We start from the raw sequence: 20,653 nt of genomic DNA, 5'->3' as shown, positions 1-20,653 counted from the left end.
GAAACGCCCCGTGTCCGCCACCCGCAACCCCCGCTCCTCCTCCCGCGCCACCGGCGCCGTACCGCGCTCGCCCTGGGGCTGGGCCGTGGGCGGCGCCCTGGCAGGCCTGCTGCCTGCCCTGGTGGTCTTTGCCCCGGCGCAGTGGCTGGCCCAGGGCCTGGCCCGCGCCACGGGCGGACAGCTGCTGCTGTCCGAAGCACGTGGCACGGTCTGGAACGGCTCGGCCCAGCTGGTGCTGACCGGCGGCACCGCCAGCCAGGACCGCACGGCTCTGCCTGGGCGCCTGCAATGGACACTGCGCCCCACCCTGACCGGCGCGCACGCACAGATACAAGCCCCCTGCTGCACCGTGCAGCCACTGCAGGCACGGCTGGCGCTGGGCTTCTCGCAGCTGCGCGTGGTGGTGGGCGACGGCCAGAGCCGCTGGCCCGCCGCGCTGCTCTCGGGCCTGGGGACCCCCTGGAACACGCTGCAGCCGCAGGGCCAGCTGGTGCTGCAGACCCAGGGGCTGCAGGCGGCCTGGCAGGCCGGCCGCATGGTGCTGGAGGGCAAGATCCAGCTCGATGCGCTGGACATGTCGTCGCGCCTGTCCACCCTGCGCCCCATGGGCAGCTACCGCCTGGCGGTACAGGGCGGCGAAGTCCCCATCCTGACCTTGAGCACCCTGGGCGGCCACCTGCAATTGAGCGGCACCGGCCAATGGGTGGGCCAGCGCCTGCGCTTCGCGGGCGAGGCCAGTGCGGCGCCCGACCGCGAAGCGGCGCTCACCAATCTTCTGAACATCATCGGACGGCGCAACGGCGCGCGCTCCCTCATCAACGTGGGTTGACCCTATGACGCATTCCACTTCCTCCCTTTCGCCGCACCTGCAATTCGCCGTCACCTCGATCACCCTGGCCGCCATGCTGCTCACGAGCAGCCCGCTGGCCCTGGCGCAGACGGCGGTGGGCACGGGCACCAGCAGTGTGCGCGGCAATGAACCCGTCACGCTGAACTTCGCCAATGCCGAAATCGAGGCCGTGGCCCGCACCATGGCCACCATCACCGGGCGCAACGTGGTGGTGGACCCGCGCGTCAAGGGCCAGCTCACGCTGATCACCGAGCGCGCCGTGCCCCCCTCGGCGGCCTTCCAGCAGTTCCTGGCGGCGCTGCGCCTGCAGGGCTTCACGGTGGTCGAATCGGCCGGCCTGTACAAGGTGGTGCCCGAGGCCGATGCCAAGCTGCAGGGCGGCAGCGTGGGCGTGAGCGAGTCGGGCTCGGCACGCGGCACGCCCGGCGGCGGGCAGATCGTGACGCAGATCTTCAAGCTCAACTACGAAAACGCGGGCAACCTGGTGCCGGTGCTGCGTCCCCTGATCAGCCCCAACAACACCATCAACGTGAACCCCGGCAACAACTCGCTGGTGATCACCGACTACGCAGACAACCTGCAGCGCCTTGGCCGCATCATCGCGGCCATGGACGTCTCCAACGCCAGCGACGTGGAGATCATCCCGCTGCGCAATGCCCTCGCGGCCGATCTCGCGCCCCTGGTGGCGCGCCTCATCGACGGCGGCAGCGGCGCCGCGCCGGCCGCCGCGCAGGGCCAGGCGGACACCTCGTTCAAGACCACGCTGCTGGCCGAGCCTCGCAGCAACTCGCTGATCCTGCGCGCCGCCAACCCGGCGCGCGTGGCCATGGTGCGCGCGCTGGTGGACAAGCTCGACCAGCCGCCGGTACCGGGCAGCAGTGCCTCCATGGGCAACATCCATGTGGTCTACCTCAAGAACGCCGATGCCACCAAGCTCGCGGTGACCTTGCGCGCTGCCATGGCCAGCATGGGGGGCAACACCACGGGCGGCGCCAGCGCCAGCACGCCGGCGATTTCCGGCGGCACCTCGTCCCCTTCGCTGTCGGGTGGCGGCAGCAACAGTGGTGGCCTGAGTGGAAGCTCCAACAGCAGCAACAGCAGCCTTGGCGGGCTGGGCAGCAGCTCCGGCATGGGCTCCGGCTCGGGCATGGGCAGCAGCAACAGCAACCAGCCCTCCACCGGGGGCCTGATCCAGGCCGACCCCACGACCAACTCGCTGATCATCACCGCACCGGAGCCGCTGTTCCGCCAGTTGCGTGCCGTCATCGACAAGCTCGACGGCCGCCGCGCCCAGGTGCTGGTGGAAAGCCTGATCGTGGAAGTCTCGGCCAGCAAGCTGGCGGAGTTCGGCATTCAGTGGCAAGGCGCCATCGGCAAGAAGGGCGATGGCACGGTCGGCGTCATCGGCACCAACTCCACCCAGGGTGGAGGCATCAATATCCTGAGCGCTGCCGCCAACGTGGCCGCCGGCAACTACACCGGCCTGCTCCCCACGGGCAACGGAGGGGGCCTGAGCAACGGGCTGAACCTGGCGCTGGCGCCGCGCATCAATGGCCAGTACTACCTGGGCGCCCTGGCCAACTTCCTGCAGAACAGCGGCGATGCCAATGTGCTGTCCACCCCCAACCTGATGACGCTGGACAACGAGGAAGCGCGCATCGTGATCGGCAACAACGTGCCCTTCCCGACCGGCTCGTACGCCAACACCGGCGGCAGCAACACGGTGAACCCCTTCACCACGGTGGAGCGCAAGGATGTGGGCCTGATGCTCAAGGTACGCCCGCAGATCAGCGAGAACGGCACCGTGAAGATGTCGATCTACCAGGAAGTCTCCAAGATCAACGAAAACACCCTGAGCTCCGTGAACGGCCCGACCACGAGCAAGCGCTCGATCGAGTCGAACGTGGTGGTGGACGATGGCAGCATCATCGTGCTGGGTGGCCTGCTCGAAGACAGCTACTCGCAGGGCGAGGACAAGGTGCCGGTGATGGGTGACCTGCCGGTGGTGGGCGGCCTGTTCCGCAGCGAAAAGCGCCAGCGCAACAAGACCAACCTGATGGTCTTCCTGCGCCCCGTGGTGGTGCGCGATGCTGCCACCAGCGATGCCCTGATGGTGGACCGGTACGACGCGATCCGTGGCCTGCAGCAGGTGACGCAACCCGCATCGAGCCTGCCGCTGCGCTCGGTATCGGGCGCCCCCGTGCTGCCGGAGCTGCCCCAGCGCGCCGACCCGGCCACGCGCGCACAACCCGCTGTGGCCCCTCCTGCCCCCATGCAGGACCTCACGGCCCCCGGCGCCCCGGCCCCGCGCCCGACGCCTTCGGGCGTGCCCATCAGTGAAGCCCCCGCGCGTGCGGGCAGCGCCCCGGTGGCCGCGGCCGCCACCGCCCCGTCGACCTACTATGTGCGTGCCGGCCTGTTCGGCGACGATGCCGCCTCACGTGCGGCCCTGGACAAGCTGCGCACCTCGGCGCTGCCCATCGCCGAGCAGCCGGTGGACACCAACCAGGGCCCGCGCACCAGCGTGCGCGTCGGTCCCTACCAGAACGAGGCTTCGGCCGAAGCGGCGGCCGCCATGGTGCGCCAGCTGGCACCCGGCGCCACGGTGACGCGCCAGACGCTCTGAGGACCGATCGCCCCATGCGCCACCCCCTGCCCTACGCCTTTGCCCGCACCTCCCAGCTGCTGCTGGAGGACGATGGCCAGCAGCTCGTGCTGTGGCACGGCCCTGCGCCCGATGTGACCGCGCTGTCGGAAGTGATGCGCAAGCACAAGGTCCGCCACCTGCAATCGCTGGAGGCTCCGGCCCTGGCGCAGCGCATCAGCGCCGCCTATGCCCAGGGCGAATCGAGCGCGGCCACCGTGGTCAGCGAGGTCGAGTCCGATGCCGACCTGTCGCGCATGATGCAGGACCTGCCCGCCGTGGAAGACCTGCTGGAAACAGCCGACGACGCACCCATCATCCGCATGCTCAACGCGCTGCTCACGCAGGCCGCGCGCGATGGTGCGAGCGACATCCACATCGAGCCCTACGAACGCCATTCGAGCGTGCGCTTTCGCGTGGACGGCTCGCTGCGCGAGGTGGTGCAGCCCAACCGCGCGCTGCACGCAGCCCTGATCTCGCGCCTGAAGATCATGGCCGACCTCGATATCTCCGAAAAGCGCCTGCCGCAGGACGGGCGCATCAGCCTGCGCCTGGGCACGCGCGCCATCGACGTGCGCGTCTCCACCCTGCCCAGCGCCCATGGCGAGCGCGCCGTGCTGCGCCTCTTGGACAAGAGCGAGAGCAAGCTCAGCCTGGAGGCCGTGGGCATGCAGGGCGAGACGCTGCAGCGCTTCGAAGGCCTGATCGGGCAGCCGCACGGCATCATCCTCGTGACCGGGCCCACGGGCTCGGGCAAGACGACCACGCTGTATGCGGCGCTGGGCCGGCTCGATGCCACGCGCAACAACATCATGACGGTGGAAGACCCCATCGAGTACGAGCTGCCCGGCGTGGGCCAGACCCAGGTCAACAGCAAGATCGAGCTGACCTTCGCCAAGGCCCTGCGCGCCATCCTGCGCCAGGACCCGGACATCATCATGATCGGCGAAATCCGCGACTTCGAGACCGCGCAGATCGCCATCCAGGCCTCGCTCACGGGCCACCTGGTGCTGGCCACGCTGCACACCAACGATGCGGCCAGTGCCGTGACGCGCCTGACCGACATGGGGGTGGAGCCCTTTCTGCTGTCGTCGTCGCTGCTGGGCGTGCTCGCGCAGCGCCTGGTGCGCAAGTACTGCAGCCACTGCCAGGGCGCGGGTTGCGAGCATTGCAGCCAGACCGGCTACACGGGCCGCACCGGCCTGTTCGAGCTGCTGGTGACCAACGATGCCATCCGCGCCCAGATCCACAACCAGGCCGCCGAAGCCGATATCCGAACCACCGCGCTGGCGGGCGGCATGGCACTGATGCGCGAGGACGGCGAGCGCCTGATCGCGGCCGGCATCACCAGCCGCGAGGAAGTGCTGCGGGTGACGCGCGACTGAGCGCACGACGCCCCTGGGCGCCACAAGGAAAAGGGCCGCGCAAGCGGCCCTTTTTCATGGTGTGGATCAACGGTCAGCGGATCTGCAGCGCCGGCCGGCTGCCGGCCGTCACCTTCTTCACCAGCGGTGGGTTGTTCATCGGCGCAGGGATGCCGCGCTGGGGTGCGGGTGTGCTGCCGCCCCTGCCCGGATGGTGGGCCGAAGGCGCCCCGGCACCGGGCTGCAGCTTGAACTGGCTCACGGCCTGGGTCAGCTGCAGCGCCTGTTCGCGCAGGGACTCCGAGGCCGCCGTGGATTGCTCGACCAGCGCGGCGTTCTGCTGCGTCATGTTGTCCAGCTGGCTCACCGACTGGCTGATGTGGCCCACGTTGTCGCGCTGCTCAGCCGACGAGGCCGTGATCTCGCTGATGATGTCCGAGACACGGCGCACGCTGCCCACAATCTCGTCCATGGTGGCACCGGCCTGGCTCACCAGGCGCGAGCCATCTTCCACGCGCTCCACCGACGAACCGATCAGGCCCTTGATCTCCTTGGCCGCGGCTGCGCTGCGCTGGGCCAGGCTGCGCACCTCGCTGGCTACCACGGCAAAGCCCCGGCCCTGCTCGCCGGCCCGCGCCGCTTCGACGGCGGCATTGAGTGCCAGGATGTTGGTCTGGAAGGCAATGCCATCGATCACGCCCGTGATGTCGGCGATCTTGCGCGAGCTGGTGGTGATCTGGTCCATGGTGGTCACCACCTGCGAGACCACCACGCCGCCACGCCCGGCCACCTCGGCGGCCGACGAGGCGAAATCGCTGGCCTGGCGCGAGGACTGGGCACTCTGGCCGATGGTGCTGGTGAGCAGCTCCATCGACGAGGCAGCCTCTTCGAGGTTGGCGGCCGTCTGCTCGGTGCGGTGGCTCAAGTCATGGTTGCCCGAGGCGATCTCGGTGCTGGCCGTGGAAATGTTGCCGGCCGCCTCCTGCACCTGCTGCACCAGGCCACGCAAGGCGTCCTGCATGCGCGCCATGGAGGCCACGAGCTGGCCCACCTCGTCCTGCGAGCTGACCTCCACATCGCGCGACAGGTCGCCGCCCGCAATGCGCTCGGCCAGGGCGCTGGCCTGCGAGATCGAACGGGTGATGGAACGCACGCTGAAGAAGGTCAGCGGAATCAGTACCGCCAGGGCCAGCACCAGCACGATGCCGATCAGGCCGGACATGGTCGTGGTCAGGGTGTTGACGCCTTCGCGCGCCTCGTCCATTTTGGTGCGTGCCGTCACGGACAGGTCGGACAGCAGCTTGTCCGTGGCTTCCATGTGCTTCTTGAGGCGGTCGGCGTAGGCCCCGCCCACGGCGCCGTCGATCTGGGCGCGCTCGATCTGCTCGAACACGGGGGAGATGCCGGCCTCGTACTCCTTGACCTCGGCCAGGGATTTGTCGATGGCCGCCACGAAGGCCGCATCGCCCGACTGCACCTGGCGCACATCGGCCATGCCCTTGTTGAGTGCCACGAGCGACTTCTTCCAGCTCTCGCGCAAGGCCGCCACCTCGACGGAGTTGTTGAAGCTGATGATGATGTCCTTTTCGAGGCGGCGCAGGTCCCCCAGGGTGGTGCGCAACTCGGCCACATCGGTCAGGGTCTGCACCCGCTGGGAGAACAGCTGGTCCAGGGTGCTTCGGGTGCGCTCCAGGGCCAGGTAGCCCATGGCACCGATCACGACGAGCAGAACCAGCGAGAAGATCGTGCCGAAATAGAGGCGTGCACGGATGGAAAGACGGCTGAGCAGGTTCATCGCTCTTCCTTACATTTATTGACAACTACAGCATAGCAACTTTGGTGCCACAGGGCCAGTTGTCCCCTCGGCGCCTGTGTGGGCGCGACTGTATGCGCGCCCAGCGGCTCTGCCGCAGAGGGTATGTACCGCCCTGCCCGCCCCCAGCAGCGGAACTGCGGGGGCAGTAGCCGTGCTTATTTGACCGGCGTCAAGGGGACGTACAGCTGCCCCCCGGTGCGCTGGAATTCCGCCGCCTTGTCCTGCATGCCGGAAACCAGCGCCTGCCCTTCGGCCAGCCCCTTGCTGGCCGCGAAATCGCGCACTTCCTGCGTGATCTTCATGGAGCAGAACTTGGGACCGCACATCGAACAGAAATGCGCCACCTTGGCACTGTCCTTGGGCAGGGTCTCGTCGTGGTACTCCTGGGCCGTCTCCGGGTCCAGGCCGAGGTTGAACTGGTCCTGCCAGCGGAAGTCGAAGCGCGCCTGGCTCAGCGCGTCGTCGCGCGCCCGGGCACCGGGGTGGCCCTTGGCCACGTCGGCCGCGTGCGCGGCGATCTTGTAAGCGATGATGCCCTGCTTGACGTCGTCGCGGTCGGGCAGGCCCAGGTGCTCCTTGGGCGTCACGTAGCACAGCATGGCCGTGCCCATCCAGCCGATCATGGCCGCGCCGATGGCCGAGGCGATGTGGTCATAGCCCGGCGCGATGTCGATGGTCAGCGGGCCCAGGGTGTAGAACGGCGCCTCGTGGCAGGTCTTGAGCTGCTCGGTCATGTTGGCCTGGATCATGTGCATGGGCACATGGCCCGGGCCTTCGATCATGGTCTGCACGTCGTGCTTCCAGGCGGTCTGCGTGAGCTCGCCCAGGGTGTGCAGCTCGGCGAACTGGGCCTCGTCGTTGGCGTCCGAGGCGCAGCCCGGGCGCAGGCCGTCGCCCAGGCTGAAGGACACGTCGTAGGCCTTCATGATGTCGCAGATGTCCTCGAAGTGCTCGTACAGGAAGCTTTCGCGGTGGTGCGCCATGCACCACTTGGCCATGATGGAGCCGCCCCGCGAGACGATGCCCGTGCGCCGCGCCGCCGTGAGGTGGATGTAGGCCAGGCGCACGCCGGCATGGATGGTGAAGTAGTCCACGCCCTGCTCGGCCTGCTCGATCAGCGTGTCGCGGAAGATCGCCCAGGTCAGGTCCTCGGCGATGCCCCCCACCTTCTCCAGCGCCTGGTAGATGGGCACGGTGCCGATGGGCACGGGGCTGTTGCGCACGATCCAGTCGCGCGTGGTGTGGATGTTCTTGCCGGTGGACAGGTCCATCACGTTGTCGGCGCCCCAGCGGATGGCCCAGACCAGCTTTTCGACCTCTTCCTCGATGCTGGAGGTGACGGCCGAATTGCCGATGTTGGCGTTGATCTTCACGAGGAAGTTGCGCCCGATGGCCATGGGCTCCACCTCGGGGTGGTTGATGTTGGCGGGGATGATGGCGCGCCCGCGCGCCACCTCGTCGCGCACGAACTCCGGCGTGATGACCCGCGGAATGCTGGCGCCCATGGGGTTGCCTGCCAGGCGCCGTTCACGGCCTGCATCGGCTTGGTACTGCGCCATCCACTCACGCTTGCCGTTCTCGCGCAGGGCCACGTACTCCATCTCGGGCGTGATGATGCCCCTCTTCGCATAGTGCATCTGCGTCACGTTGGCGCCACTGCGCGCGCGCAGGGGTTGGCGCTGCAGGGCCGCGGCCTCGGCGCGCAGTTGGGCCAGGCGCACGGCATCCTCGCTCTTTTGGCCGTCGTCGAGCGCCAGAGGCGCACGGCCTTCGTAGGCCTCGGTATCGCCACGGCCGGCGATCCAGCCGCCGCGCACGCTGGCCAGGCCACGGCGCACATCGATCACGGCCTCGGGGTCGGTGTAGGGGCCCGAAGTGTCGTAGACGCTGACCTGCTCGCCGTTGGTCAGCGCGATGTCGCGCACGGGCACGCGCAGATCGGTGTGCAGGTGGCCAGGCAGGTAGGCCTTGCGCGAGGCCGGAAAGGGCTCGCGCGTTGCGGCCAGCAGCTCGGCGAATTGTTCGCGGGCAAGGGGATCGGGTGCATTCATGGGGCAGGTCTCCAGGTTCCGGTGGCAAAGGGATGTGCTCCGGAATGGACCTGGCGCCCCGCGCACGCGCCAGGGCATGGCGCATGAACGGCATGCTCCACCCAGGCAGCCGAAAAAAAGGCGTGCGCGCGCAGGCATGAAGGTCGGCTCTTCTTCCGCCGGTATGAACCGGATCAAGTTCGTCGGGTTCGCAGGCCGCCTGACGGATCCACCATCAGGCCCTTTGCATCTCAGCGCTTTCGCACACCCCGGAGCAGGCGCCAGTATAGCCACACCGCCCTGTGGCGGCGTTTCAGATGCGCCCGATGATCACCACGGCGAAGAAGAACACCGCGGCGATGACCGTCCACTTGAGCACGACAAGCCCCCAGCGCTTGTAGTGCGGCTGGCCCGTGCCTGCATAGAAGGCGAAGGACACGGCAGCCGCCAGCAGCAGCGCCATGACGACCCAGCGAAACAGCAGCATGGGGCCGCCGGCTTACCAGGCGCGCGCAGGTTGCGCGAAGCCGCGCGGTGCCTGGCGCTCGTCCTCGAAGGTGACTTCTTCCCAGGCATCGGGCTGCGAGAGCAGCTCGCGCAGCAGCAGGTTGTTCATCGCATGGCCCGAGCGGAACGCGCTGTAGGCGGCCAGCAGAGGCCGGCCGATGATGTACAGGTCGCCCATGGCGTCGAGGATCTTGTGCTTGACGAACTCGTCGTCGTAGCGCAGTCCGTCGCTGTTGAGCACCTTGTAGTCGTCCATCACGATGGCGTTGTCCAGCCCCCCACCCAGGGCCAGGCCGTTGGAGCGCATCATCTCCACGTCGCGCGTGAAGCCGAAGGTGCGCGCACGTGCGATGTCGCGGCTGTAGTTGCCCGACCCCAGGTCGAACTCCACGCGCTGGCCGGTGGAATCCACCGCAGGGTGGTCGAAATCGATCTCGAAGCTCAGCTTGTAGCCATGGTAGGGCGTCAGGCGCGCCCACTTGGCCTGGGCCCCACTGCCCTCGCGCACTTCCACGGGCCGCTTGATGCGGATGAAGCGCTTGGGCGCATTCTGCAGCTCGATGCCCGCGCTCTGCAGCAGGAACACGAAGGACGACGACGACCCATCGAGAATGGGCACCTCTTCGGCCGTGATGTCCACATACAGGTTGTCCAGCCCCAGACCGGCGCAGGCCGACATCAGGTGCTCCACGGTATGCACCTTGGCGCTGCCCACCCCGATGGTCGATGCGAGGCGCGTATCGGTCACCGCATCGGCGCGGATCGGAATATCCACCGGCTGCGGCAGGTCGACCCGGCGGAACACGATGCCGGTGTCGGGCTGGGCCGGCCGCAGGGTCAGCTCGACCCGCTGGCCACTGTGCAGCCCCACGCCGACGGCGCGGGTCAAGGTCTTGAGGGTGCGTTGCTGGAGCATGCCCCGATTGTAAAAGGGCAGGCCCAACCCCGCTGGCAATAGGACCACCGCGCCCAGGCCCATGGAAAAGGGGCCCGAAGGCCCCTGGGAGAAGACTCAGGAGCCGTCGGGCAGCCCCTTCACCCGGCGTTCAATCTGCCTGCTTGCGCAAGAAGGCCGGGATTTCGAGGTCGTCCATGCCACCCGAGGACAGCGCGTCCACGCGGGCCGCGGCCTGCGTGCGGTTGGTGCGCCAGACGCTGGGCACCGACATGCTGCCGTAGTCGGCCTGGGCGCCACCGGCGCCGGCATGGCCGGGAACGGCCGCGCCCATGGCGTTGCCCATCGCGCCCGGGGCACCTGCCACGGGGATCTGGTAGGCCATGTTGTCGGTGCCGGTGCGCAGCCCGCCCTGCACCACCGAGATGGGCTGGCGGCGCGCATTCTGGCGCGACAGGCCGGTGGCCACCACGGTCACGCGGATCTCGTCGCCGAGGGTGTCGTCGTAGGCAGCGCCGAAGATGACATGCGCATCCTTGGACGCGTAGGCGTTGATGGTGTTCATCGCCAGGCGCGACTCGGACAGCTTCAGGCTGCCCTTGCTGGCCGTGACCAGCACCAGCACGCCCTTGGCACCCGACAGGTCGATGCCTTCGAGCAGCGGGCAGGCGATGGCCTGCTCGGCCGCGATGCGGGCGCGGTCGGGACCGCTGGCCGTGGCCGTGCCCATCATGGCCTTGCCGGGCTCACCCATCACGGTGCGCACGTCTTCGAAGTCGACGTTCACCTGGCCGTATTCGTTGATGATCTCGGCAATGCCGCCCACGGCGTTCTTCAGCACGTCGTTGGCATGGGCAAAGGCCTCGTCCTGGGTGATGTCGTCGCCCAGCACTTCGAGCAGCTTCTCGTTGAGCACGACGATCAGCGAATCGACGTTGGCTTCGAGTTCCGCCAGGCCGTTGTCGGCATTGGCCATGCGGCGGCCGCCTTCCCATTCGAAGGGCTTGGTGACCACGCCCACGGTGAGAATGCCCATCTCCTTGGCGATGCGCGCGATCACGGGTGCAGCACCGGTGCCCGTGCCGCCGCCCATGCCGGCGGTGATGAACAGCATGTGCGCGCCATCGATGGCCGCGCGGATGTCCTCGACGGCCGCTTCAGCAGCATCACGGCCCTTGTCGGGCTTGCTGCCGGCCCCCAGGCCGCTGGCACCCAACTGGATCACGCTGTGCGCTGAGCTGCGCGTGAGCGCCTGCGCATCGGTGTTGGCACAGACGAATTCCACGCCCTGCACGGCGCGGGCAATCATGTGTTCGACGGCGTTGCTGCCGCCACCGCCCACGCCGATCACCTTGATCTGGGTGCCCTGGTTGAAAGTTTCGGCTTCGATCATTTCGATGGTCATGTTGGAACTCCTGATTCTGTCTTCGTATGCATTGGCCAAATGTGAAAAACTGTCTCTGGGTGCGGGCAGTGGCATGGCGGTCCTGTACATCGCCATCGCCCGCCGGGCATTCGGGGGCCGGCACGGGCAGGACTGTGGTGGTGGAAATGCCGCATCAGAAGTTCCCCACGATGAAGTCCTTGAAGCGACCGAAGGCCGTCTTCATGGAGCCGCTCTTCTGAGCCACCTTGAAACCCCGCAGGCGCGCCAGGCGCGCCTCTTCGAGCAGGCCCATGACGGTCGATGCACGGGGCTGGGCCACCATGTCGGACAGGGCACTGGCGTATTTGGGAATGCCGCGGCGCACGGGCTTGAGGAAGATGTCCTCGCCCAGCTCGATCATGCCGGGCATGACGGCGCTGCCGCCCGTGAGCACGATGCCCGAGGACAGCACTTCCTCGTAGCCCGACTCGCGGATCACCTGCTGCACCAGCGAGAAGATCTCCTCCACGCGCGGCTCGATCACGCCGGCCAGCGCCTGCTTGCTCAGCATGCGCGGGCTGCGGTCACCCAGGCCGGGCACCTCGACCTGGCTCTCGGGGTCGGCCAGCAGCTGCTTGGCGTAGCCGCTTTCGACCTTGATGTCCTCGGCATCCTTGGTGGGCGTGCGCAGCGCCATGGCGATGTCGCTGGTGATCAGGTCGCCCGCGATCGGGATCACGGCCGTGTGGCGGATCGCGCCACCGGTGAAGATGGCCACGTCCGTCGTTCCGGCACCGATGTCCACCACCACCACGCCGAGTTCGCGCTCGTCGTCGGTCAGCACGGCCTGGCTCGATGCGAGCGGGTTGAGCAGCAGTTGCTCCACCTCCAGGCCGCAGCGGCGCACGCACTTGATGATGTTCTCGGCCGCGCTCTGGGCCCCGGTCACGATGTGGATCTTGGCCTCCAGGCGGATGCCGCTCATGCCGATGGGCTCCTTCACGTCCTGCCCGTCGATCACGAATTCCTGCGGCTCCACCAGCAGGAGGCGCTGGTCGGAGGAGATGTTGATGGCCTTGGCCGTCTCCACCACGCGCGCCACATCGGCCGAGGTGACCTCCTTGTCCTTGACGGCCACCATGCCGCTGGAATTGAGGCCGCGGATGTGGCTGCCCGTGATGCCGGTGTAGACGCGCTGGATCTTGCAGTCGGCCATCAGCTCGGCTTCTTTCAGCGCCTGCTGGATGCTCTGCACCGTGGCGTCGATGTTCACCACCACGCCTCGCTTCAAGCCATTGCTCGGGGCCACGCCCAGGCCGGCGAGCTTGAGTTCGCCGCCGGGCAGGACTTCGGCAACCACGGCCATGATCTTCGCCGTGCCGATGTCCAGGCCGACCACCACGTCTTTGTATTCTCTTGCCATATTCCGTCACTGCCCTTCGTTGTTCTGCGCTGCCCGCTGCGTCATCGTCGTTGCATCCATGTGGCTACCTCCGTGGTGCAGCGGCCGCAGCCGCTTCGGTCGTGGTCACCCCCTTGAGCCGCAGTGCATAGCCCCCCGCGTGCCGCAGGTCCGCCGATTCCAGTGCGTCCACACGGCGCTTGTACTGGGCGGCCACCTGGGTCAGGGTGCGCGCAAAGCGCTTGGCCCGTGCCACCAGCTCGGCCGGTGTGCCACCGCCCAGTTCCACCACAGCCCCGGTGTCCAGCGTGGCACGCCAGCCGCCACGGCCGGTCAGCAGCAGCTCTTCCACATCCATGCCCAGCGGCTCGAACACCGGCTGCAGCAGGCCATACATCTGCAGCACCTCGCCCGAAGTGCCGCTCGGCCCCTGCAGGCGCGGCAGTCCGTCCTGCTCCACATCGTCCACGTTCGCCTCGAACACCTCGCCCTGGGTATTGACCATGGCCGAGCCCGACTCGGGCCCCCAGTACGCCACGGCATCGTGCTCTTCCAGCGACACATGCAGGCTGCCCGGAAACTCGCGCCGCACCGAGGCCTTGCGCACCCAGGGCACCTGCTCGAAGGCCGCGCGCGCAGCGCGCAGGTCCACCGTGAAGAAGTTGCCCACCAGGTGCGGCGCCACGTTGGCGCGCAGCGTGACGGCGTTGTTGTGCACCAGCTCGCCCTGCACCACGATGCGGGCGATCGCAAAACCCGGGTAGCGCAGCACCCACCACGCGCCCGCTGCCAGCACGAGCATGGCGCAGCCCACGAACAGGACCGATGCGGTCATGTTCATGAGCTTGACGTCCAGCGGTGCGGGCAGCGTGTTGTTCATCAGGTCCCCAGGGTGCTGCCGGCGGGTGTGTCCATGGTGGCGCTGGCCAGCACCCCCACGCACAGGTCTTCGTAGCTGATGCCCGACGCACGCGCCGACATGGGCACGAGCGAGTGGCCCGTCATGCCGGGCGAAGTGTTGATCTCCAGCAGGAAGGGCTGGCGGTCGCTGGCGCGGATCATGATGTCCGCGCGCGCCCAACCGCGGCAGCCGAGCGAGCGGAATGCCGCCACCACCAGGCGCTGGATCTCGCGCTCCTCGGCCTCGGGCAGGCCGCTCGGGCAGTGGTACTGCGTGACGTCGGTGAAATACTTGTTCTGGTAGTCGTAGTTGCCCTCGGGCGCGACGATGCGGATCACCGGCAGCGCATAGGCAGCGGCGCCCTCGCCCAGAATCGGGCAGGTGGTCTCCTCACCCGCGATGAACTGCTCGCACAGCACCTCGGGGTCGTAGCGCGAAGCCAGCGCGTAGGCCTGGGCACACTGCTCGGGTGAAGTCACCTTGGTCAGGCCGATGGTCGAGCCCTCGCGCGAGGGCTTGACGATCATCGGCGCGCCCAGCGCCGCCAGCGCGTCCGTGGTCTCGGCCACGCTGCCCACCAGGCGCCAGTCCGGCGTGGGCAGGCCTTCGGCGCGCCAGATGCGCTTGGTCATGATCTTGTCCACCGCAATGCTCGATGCCATCACGCCCGGCCCGGTGTAGGGAATGCGCAGGAGCTCGAGCGCGCCCTGCACGGTGCCGTCTTCGCCGTGGCGGCCATGCAGCGCGATGAAGCAGCGCGCATAGCCATCGCGGCGCAGCTCGCCCAGGTCGTTCTGCGAAGGGTCGAAGGCATGCGCGTCGACGCCGCGCGAGCGCAGGGCCTGCAGCACACCGGTGCCGGACATCAGCGACACCTCGCGCTCGGCGGAGGCGCCGCCCATCAGCACCGCGACCTTGCCCAGTGCCTTCACATCCACGTTGGTACCCAGTTTCGTTGTCATCGTCATGTCGCGCTCCCGGCCAGCGCCTTGGTATTGCCCGGGTTGTCGTTGTTCTGCAGCAGGTCCACCACCTTGGCCGGCACGGCACCGATGGAGCCTGCGCCCATGCACATCACTACATCGCCATCGCGCGCGTTGTCGGCAATGGCCTGGGGCAGGTCGGCCACCTCGTCCACGAAGATCGGCTCCACGCGCCCGGCCACGCGCAGCGCGCGGGCCAGCGAACGGCCGTCGGCCGCGACCACGGGCGCCTCACCGGCGGCATAGACCTCGGTGAGCAGCACGGCATCGGCGTTGCCGATCACCTTGACAAAATCCTCGAAGCAGTCGCGCGTGCGGCTGTAGCGGTGTGGCTGGAAGGCCAGCACCAGGCGCCGCCCGGGGAAGGCGCCGCGCGCCGCTGCGAGCGTGGCCGCCATCTCCACCGGGTGGTGGCCGTAGTCGTCGATCACGGTGAAACGGCCGCCCTCCTTCGCAGGCAGATCGCCGTAGCTCTGGAAGCGCCGGCCCACGCCCTTGAAGCCCGCCAGCGCGCGCTGCACGGCCTCGTCGGGGATGTTCAGCTCCACCGCCACGGCAATGGCCGAGAGCGCGTTGAGCACGTTGTGCTCGCCCGCGAGGTTGAGCACGATCTCCAGATCGGGCAGCGTGACGCCGTTGCGCCGCTGCACGGTGAAACGCATCTGGCCGGCTTCGGCACGCACGTTGACGGCACGCACCTGGGCATCTTCGGAGAAACCGTAGCTCGTGATCGGGCAGGTCACGCTCTGCAGGATGTCGCGCACGGCCGGGCTGTCCACGCACAGGATGGCCGTGCCGTAGAACGGCATGCGGTGCAGAAAGTCGACAAAGGCGCCCTTGAGCCGGCCGAAGTCGTGCCCGTAGGTCTCCATGTGGTCGGCATCGATGTTGGTCACGACGGCCATCACGGGCAGCAGGTTCAGGAACGAGGCATCGGACTCGTCGGCCTCGACCACGATGTAGTCGCCGCTGCCCAGCTTGGCATTGGCGCCAGCGCTATTCAGGCGCCCGCCGATCACGAAGGTCGGGTCGAGCCCCGCCTCGGCCAGCACGCTGGTTACCAGGCTGGTGGTGGTGGTCTTGCCGTGCGTGCCGGCAATCGCGATGCCCTGCTTGAGGCGCATCAGCTCGGCCAGCATCAGCGCACGCGGAACCACGGGGATGCGCTTGTCGCGCGCGGCCAGCACCTCGGGGTTGTCGGCCGTGACGGCGGTGGAGGTGACTACGGCGTCGGCACCGTCGATGTGCGCGGCCGCATGGCCCAGGCAGGTCTTGATGCCCAGGCCCTGCAGTCGGCGCAGGGTGGCGCTGTCGGCCAGGTCCGAGCCGGAGATGCGGTAACCGAGGTTGAACAGCACCTCGGCGATGCCGCTCATGCCGGCGCCCCCGAGGCCTACGAAATGGATGTGGCGAATGGCGTGCTTCATGGTGTTGCAAGCTCCTCGCAGGCAGTCACCACCTCGTGGGTGGCGTGGGTCTTTTGCATCTTCTTGGCTTCTGTGGCCCGGCGCAGCAGCTCCGGGCGCTCTGTGTTGCTCAGCACCACGGCCAGGCCCTGGGCCGTGAGCTCGCGCTGCTGCACCAGCCAACCGCCCCCGGCCTCCACGAGAAAGCGGGCGTTGGTGGTCTGGTGGTCGTCGACCGCCGAGGGGAAAGGCACGAACAGGGCGGCCGCGCCCACGGCGGCGATCTCGGTCACGGTGCTCGCGCCGGCACGGCAGACGATGATGTCGGCCTCTGCAAACGCAGTGGCGGTGTCGTCGATGAAGGGGGTCAGCTCGGCCTCGACCCCGGCGGCGGCGTAGTTGGCGCGCAGTGCGTCGATCTGGGCGGCGCCGCTCTGGTGCAGCACCACGGGGCGGCGCGCGGCCGGAATCAGGGCCAGGGCCTGGGGCACGATCTCGTTGAGCGCCCGCGCGCCCAGGCTGCCGCCCACGACCAGCAGGCGCAGTGGGCCGCTGCGGCCGGCAAAGCGCTCGGCCGGCTCGGCCTGGCGCGTGAACGGGGCGCGCAAGGGGTTGCCCACCCACCGGCCCTTCTTGAATACATCGGGAAACGCAGTGAACACCCGGTCGGCCACACCGGCCAGCACCTTGTTGGCCATGCCGGCCACGGAGTTCTGCTCGTGCAGCACCAGGGGCTTGCCGCACAGCACGCCCATCATGCCGCCCGGGAAGGTGATGTAGCCGCCCAGGCCCACCACCACATCGGGCTTGACGCGGCGCACCACCTGCAGCGCCTGCCAGAAGGCACGCAGCAGGCGCAGCGGCAGCAGGGCCAGCGTGACCGGCCCCTTGCCGCGCACGCCCGAGAAGTCGATGGTCTCCAGCGCAAAGCCCTGTGGCGGCACGATGCGCGACTCCATGCTGCCAGGCGCACCCAGCCAGTGCACACGCCAGCCGCGCGCGCGCAACTCCTCGGCCACGGCAAGGCCCGGGAAGATGTGGCCGCCGGTGCCGCCGGCCATGATGAGGGCGGTCTTGGGTGCCGTCATACGCGCCCCCCCCGCATCAGGTGCTTGTTCTCATAGTCCACGCGAAGGACCACCGCAATCGCCACCAGGTTCATCAGGATGGCCGAGCCGCCGAAGCTCATGAGCGGCAGGGTCAGCCCCTTGGTGGGCAGCGCGCCCAGGTTCACGCCCATGTTGATGAAGGCCTGGAAGCCCAGCCAGATCGCCACGCCCTGGGCCACCAGGCCCGCGAAGACGCGGTCCAGCGCGATGGCCTGGCGGCCGATGTGCATGATGCGGCGCGTCAGCCACAGGAACAGCACGATCAGCGCAAGCACGCCCAGGAGGCCGAACTCCTCGCCGATCACGGCCAGCAGAAAGTCGGTGTGCGCCTCGGGCAGCCAGTGCAGTTTTTCGACGCTGCCACCCAGGCCCACGCCGAAGATCTCACCGCGGCCGATGGCAATCAGCGAGTGCGAGAGCTGGTAGCCCTTGCCCATCGCATGCTCTTCGCTGAAGGGGTTGAGGTAGGCGAACACGCGCTCGCGTCGCCAGGGGGAGCTGGCGATCATCAGGGCGAATGCGCCCACCAGCACACCCGCGATCAGGAAGAACATGCGGGCATTGACGCCGCCCAGGAACAGGATGCCCATGGCGATCACCGCCACCACCATGAAGGCGCCCATGTCCGGCTCGGCCAGCAGCAGCACGCCGACGATGGCCACGGCGGTGCCCATGGGCAGCACAGCGCGGAAGAAGCGCTCCTTGACCTCCATCTTGCGCACCATGTAGTCGGCAGCGTAGATGAGCACGGCGAACTTGGCGACCTCGGAGGGCTGGAAGCTCACCGGCCCGATGGACAGCCAGCGCCGGGCGCCATTGACCACCTTGCCCACGCCCGGGATCAGTACCGCGACCAGCAGCAGCAGTGCCGCCACGAAGAGCCAGGGTGCCGCCCGCTCCCAGGTCCGCATGGGAACCTGGAAGGCCAGCAGCGCCGCGACGAAGCCCACCACCAAGTACATCATGTGGCGGGTGAGGAAATGCGTGGGCGCGTAGTTGGCAAAGCGCGGGTTGTCCGGCATGGCGATGGAGGCCGAATACACCATCACCAGCCCCCAGGCGAGCAGGCCCACCACCACCCACAGCAGGGCCTGGTCGAACCCGAGCACGCTCGCGGGCGTGGTCGTGGACTGGCGGTACTCGGTGCCGCCCACGCGTACCGGCAGCACCTCGCCGGCCTTGCCGCTGAGGCGGCCCAGCCAGCCGGCCAGGCGTTGCGGCAGGCCCACGGGGGCTTTGGCGGTCGCAGCCATCACATGCCCTCCAGGGTTTGGCCGGCATCGTGCGCCATGGCCAGCACGGTCTCGCAGAACACGCGTGCGCGGTGCTCGTAGCCTGTGAACATGTCGAAGCTGGCGCAGGCGGGCGACATCAGCACCGCATCGCCCGAATGCGCGCGCTGCGCGGCCTGGTGCACGGCCTCGGGCAGCGTGGCTGCATCGATCAACGGCACGCCCGCGTCCTGCAAGGCCGTGCGGATCAGCGGGGCATCGCGCCCGATCAGCACCACCGCGCGTGCGTAGCGCGACACGGGCGTGGCCAGTGGGGCAAAGTCCTGCCCCTTGCCGTCGCCGCCCAGGATGAGCACGATGCGCCGGTCGGCGCCCAGGCCATTGAGCGCGGCCACCGTGGCGCCGACATTGGTGCCCTTGCTGTCGTCGAAAAACTCCACGCCGTTGATCAGCGCAACGGGCTCGACGCGGTGGGGCTCACCCCGGTACTCGCGCAGGCCGAACAGCATGGCCGACAGCGTGCAGCCGGCCGACGACGCCAGGGCCAGGGCCGCGAGCGCGTTGGAGGCGTTGTGGCGGCCGCGGATGCGCAGCGCGTCGGCCGGCATCAGGCGTTGGATGTGCAGTTCGTCCTCGTCCAGCGGCACGGCCGTGGCGGCATCACCGCCCTGGCCTGGCGCAACCGCACGGCGGCGGGTGCTGCGCTTGCGGGTTTCGTCCGCTTCGTGCGCGCGCACCAGCCAGGGGATGCTGCCCACGGTCTCGATACCGAAGTCGCCGGGGCGCCGGGGCATGTCGATGCCAAAAGTCAGGTGCTCCCGCAGCGGTACCTTCACAGGCTGTTTGCTGCGCGCGCCCGGTGCGGGCTTGCCCGAGGCGGCCTGCGCCGCCTGGGCCGCAGCGGCAGACGCCGTGCCCAGCATGTCCATGACCACGGGGTCTTCGCGGTTGAGCACCATCAGGGCCGTGTCGCCAAAGATGCGCGCCTTGGCCGCCGCATAGGCGCCGATGTCGCCATGCCAGTCCAGGTGGTCCTGCGTGATGTTGAGCACGGTGGCGGCCGTGGGCTCGAAGCCCGCCACACCATCGAGCTGGAAGCTGGACAGCTCCAGCACCCAGACCTCGGGCAGGGTCTCGGCGTCGATGTGCGCGGCCAGGGTGTCGAGCAGCGTGGGGCCGATGTTGCCGGCCACGGCCACGGTCTTGCCCGCACGCTCCACCAGTTGACCGGTGAGCGAGGTGACGGTGGTCTTGCCGTTGGTGCCGGTGATGGCCAGCACGGCCGGCGCATAGCCATGCGAAGCGCGCAGGAATTGCAGCGCCGCGGCGTACAGGCCCAGCTCGCCACCCGTGGACAGGCCGATGGCCTGCGCCGCAGTCCATACGGGCGCGATGGTCGCCGGGCTCAGGCCGGGCGAGCGGTAGACCGCATGCACGCCGGCAGCGCCTTCGACCAGGCTGGCGTCGAAGGGGCCGGAGACAAAGCGCACGCCGGGCAGCTCTTGCTGCAATACCGCCAGTTGGGGCGGTGCCTCGCGTGTGTCGGCCACGGTGACACTCGCGCCGCAGCGCACGCACCAGCGCGCCATGGCCAGGCCCGAGGCGCCCAGGCCCAGCACCAGGAAGTGCTTGCCCTCGTAGGGCCGCATGCCCTCGCCCGGGCGGCCCTGGGGCTGCGCCGCCTCGGCTTCGCCCTCGGGCGCGTCCACGGACGCGGCCAGCAGCGGCGAAGGCTCGGGCGTCTCGGGCGCATTCACCTCGGCAAAGATCTGCGCCACGAAGTCGGCGGCTGCCTTGGCGGCAGAGATGGCCGGTGCCACATAGCCATCGGCAGGCTGCGCCGGGGCGGCCGCGAGCACGGGCACGGGCACGGGCTGCACCACGGCGTCCAACGGCGCGTCGGCCGATGCGCCGTCTGGCGCCGCACTGGCAGGCGCCTGCTCGGGCGACAACACGGCATCGGCGTTGCCGGCTCCCATGACCTCCTCCTGCACGGCCTCGGGCCCCGGCGCGCGCACGGGCTCGTCGCCAGCCGGCACAGGCAGGTCCGCGCCTGCGGGCTCGGGCAAGGCGTCGCCTGCCGGCACGGGCAGGTGATCGCCTGGCTCGCTGCCGCTGGCGTGGGGGTCGTGGGGCGTGGTCGTCATG

15 protein-coding genes and 1 riboswitch are annotated in these 20,653 nt (G+C 68.8%); of the genes, 3 read left to right on the top strand and 12 right to left on the bottom strand.

Annotated elements, in window-relative coordinates; translation table 11 throughout:
• The first annotated feature begins 10 nt into the window (after nt 1-10).
• Genes gspN through AC3WOH_RS04790 form a run of 3 tightly spaced genes read left to right on the top strand, consistent with a single transcriptional unit; the run spans nt 11 to nt 4,879 of the window.
• Entirely contained in the window at nt 11-829 is an 819-nt protein-coding gene (gene gspN / locus AC3WOH_RS04800) for a type II secretion system protein N (RefSeq protein WP_492228256.1), read from the top strand.
• 4 nt (nt 830-833) lie between these two features.
• A complete protein-coding gene (gene gspD / locus AC3WOH_RS04795; protein ID WP_492228255.1) occupies nt 834-3,476 on the top strand; it encodes a type II secretion system secretin GspD in 2,643 nt (880 codons plus the stop codon).
• Between the two features lie 14 nt (nt 3,477-3,490).
• Nucleotides 3,491-4,879 (top strand): GspE/PulE family protein, encoded by a 1,389-nt coding sequence (locus AC3WOH_RS04790; protein ID WP_184859528.1) that lies wholly within the window; start codon nt 3,491-3,493, stop codon nt 4,877-4,879.
• Nucleotides 4,880-4,952: 73 nt separating this feature from the next.
• Here the strand turns inward: AC3WOH_RS04790 and AC3WOH_RS04785 are convergent, their stop codons facing one another.
• The 12 genes from AC3WOH_RS04785 to AC3WOH_RS04730 all read right to left on the bottom strand — a co-directional run bounded on the left by AC3WOH_RS04785 (nt 4,953) and on the right by AC3WOH_RS04730 (nt 20,652).
• Nucleotides 4,953-6,653 carry a methyl-accepting chemotaxis protein gene (locus tag AC3WOH_RS04785; RefSeq protein ID WP_492228254.1) on the bottom strand — a complete coding sequence of 567 codons (1,701 nt, stop codon included), beginning with the start codon at nt 6,651-6,653 and terminating at the stop codon, nt 4,953-4,955.
• Nucleotides 6,654-6,829: 176 nt separating this feature from the next.
• Nucleotides 6,830-8,725, bottom strand: coding sequence for a phosphomethylpyrimidine synthase ThiC (gene thiC / locus AC3WOH_RS04780; RefSeq protein ID WP_492228253.1), 1,896 nt, complete (start codon nt 8,723-8,725; stop codon nt 6,830-6,832).
• A 133-nt stretch (nt 8,726-8,858) separates the two neighbouring features.
• A riboswitch (TPP riboswitch) is annotated at nt 8,859-8,986 on the bottom strand.
• Nucleotides 8,987-9,017: 31 nt separating this feature from the next.
• A complete protein-coding gene (locus AC3WOH_RS04775; protein ID WP_492228252.1) occupies nt 9,018-9,191 on the bottom strand; it encodes a hypothetical protein in 174 nt (57 codons plus the stop codon).
• 12 nt (nt 9,192-9,203) lie between these two features.
• Entirely contained in the window at nt 9,204-10,127 is a 924-nt protein-coding gene (gene lpxC / locus AC3WOH_RS04770; RefSeq protein ID WP_492228251.1) for a UDP-3-O-acyl-N-acetylglucosamine deacetylase, read from the bottom strand.
• Nucleotides 10,128-10,257: 130 nt separating this feature from the next.
• A complete protein-coding gene (gene ftsZ / locus AC3WOH_RS04765; protein ID WP_492228250.1) occupies nt 10,258-11,511 on the bottom strand; it encodes a cell division protein FtsZ in 1,254 nt (417 codons plus the stop codon).
• A 154-nt stretch (nt 11,512-11,665) separates the two neighbouring features.
• Nucleotides 11,666-12,895, bottom strand: coding sequence for a cell division protein FtsA (gene ftsA, locus AC3WOH_RS04760; protein ID WP_184859518.1), 1,230 nt, complete (start codon nt 12,893-12,895; stop codon nt 11,666-11,668).
• A 64-nt stretch (nt 12,896-12,959) separates the two neighbouring features.
• On the bottom strand, nt 12,960-13,754 hold the full coding sequence (locus AC3WOH_RS04755) for a cell division protein FtsQ/DivIB (protein WP_492228249.1): 795 nt from the start codon (nt 13,752-13,754) through the stop codon (nt 12,960-12,962).
• On the bottom strand, nt 13,754-14,743 hold the full coding sequence (locus AC3WOH_RS04750; protein WP_492228248.1) for a D-alanine--D-alanine ligase: 990 nt from the start codon (nt 14,741-14,743) through the stop codon (nt 13,754-13,756). Before AC3WOH_RS04750 ends, AC3WOH_RS04755 begins: the two co-directional genes overlap by 1 nt.
• Complete coding sequence (gene murC, locus AC3WOH_RS04745; RefSeq protein ID WP_492228247.1) at nt 14,740-16,185, bottom strand: UDP-N-acetylmuramate--L-alanine ligase; 1,446 nt, start codon at nt 16,183-16,185, stop codon at nt 14,740-14,742. The genes AC3WOH_RS04750 and murC overlap by 4 nt, the downstream gene beginning before the upstream one ends.
• Nucleotides 16,182-17,252: an undecaprenyldiphospho-muramoylpentapeptide beta-N-acetylglucosaminyltransferase gene (murG, locus tag AC3WOH_RS04740; protein WP_492228246.1), complete on the bottom strand. Its 1,071-nt coding sequence runs from the start codon at nt 17,250-17,252 to the stop codon at nt 16,182-16,184. Before murG ends, murC begins: the two co-directional genes overlap by 4 nt.
• Nucleotides 17,249-18,526, bottom strand: coding sequence for a putative lipid II flippase FtsW (gene ftsW / locus AC3WOH_RS04735; RefSeq protein ID WP_492228245.1), 1,278 nt, complete (start codon nt 18,524-18,526; stop codon nt 17,249-17,251). The genes murG and ftsW overlap by 4 nt, the downstream gene beginning before the upstream one ends.
• The gene (locus AC3WOH_RS04730) at nt 18,526-20,652 is read right to left on the bottom strand and encodes a Mur ligase family protein (RefSeq protein ID WP_492228244.1); all 2,127 of its coding nucleotides are present in this window, start codon (nt 20,650-20,652) and stop codon (nt 18,526-18,528) included. Before AC3WOH_RS04730 ends, ftsW begins: the two co-directional genes overlap by 1 nt.
• Nucleotide 20,653: the final 1 nt, after the last annotated feature.

The organism is Acidovorax sp. FW305-C-20-28 (assembly GCF_058783375.1).
Note: the sequence above shows the minus strand (reverse complement) of the source record. Positions and strands in the feature narration are given on the sequence as shown.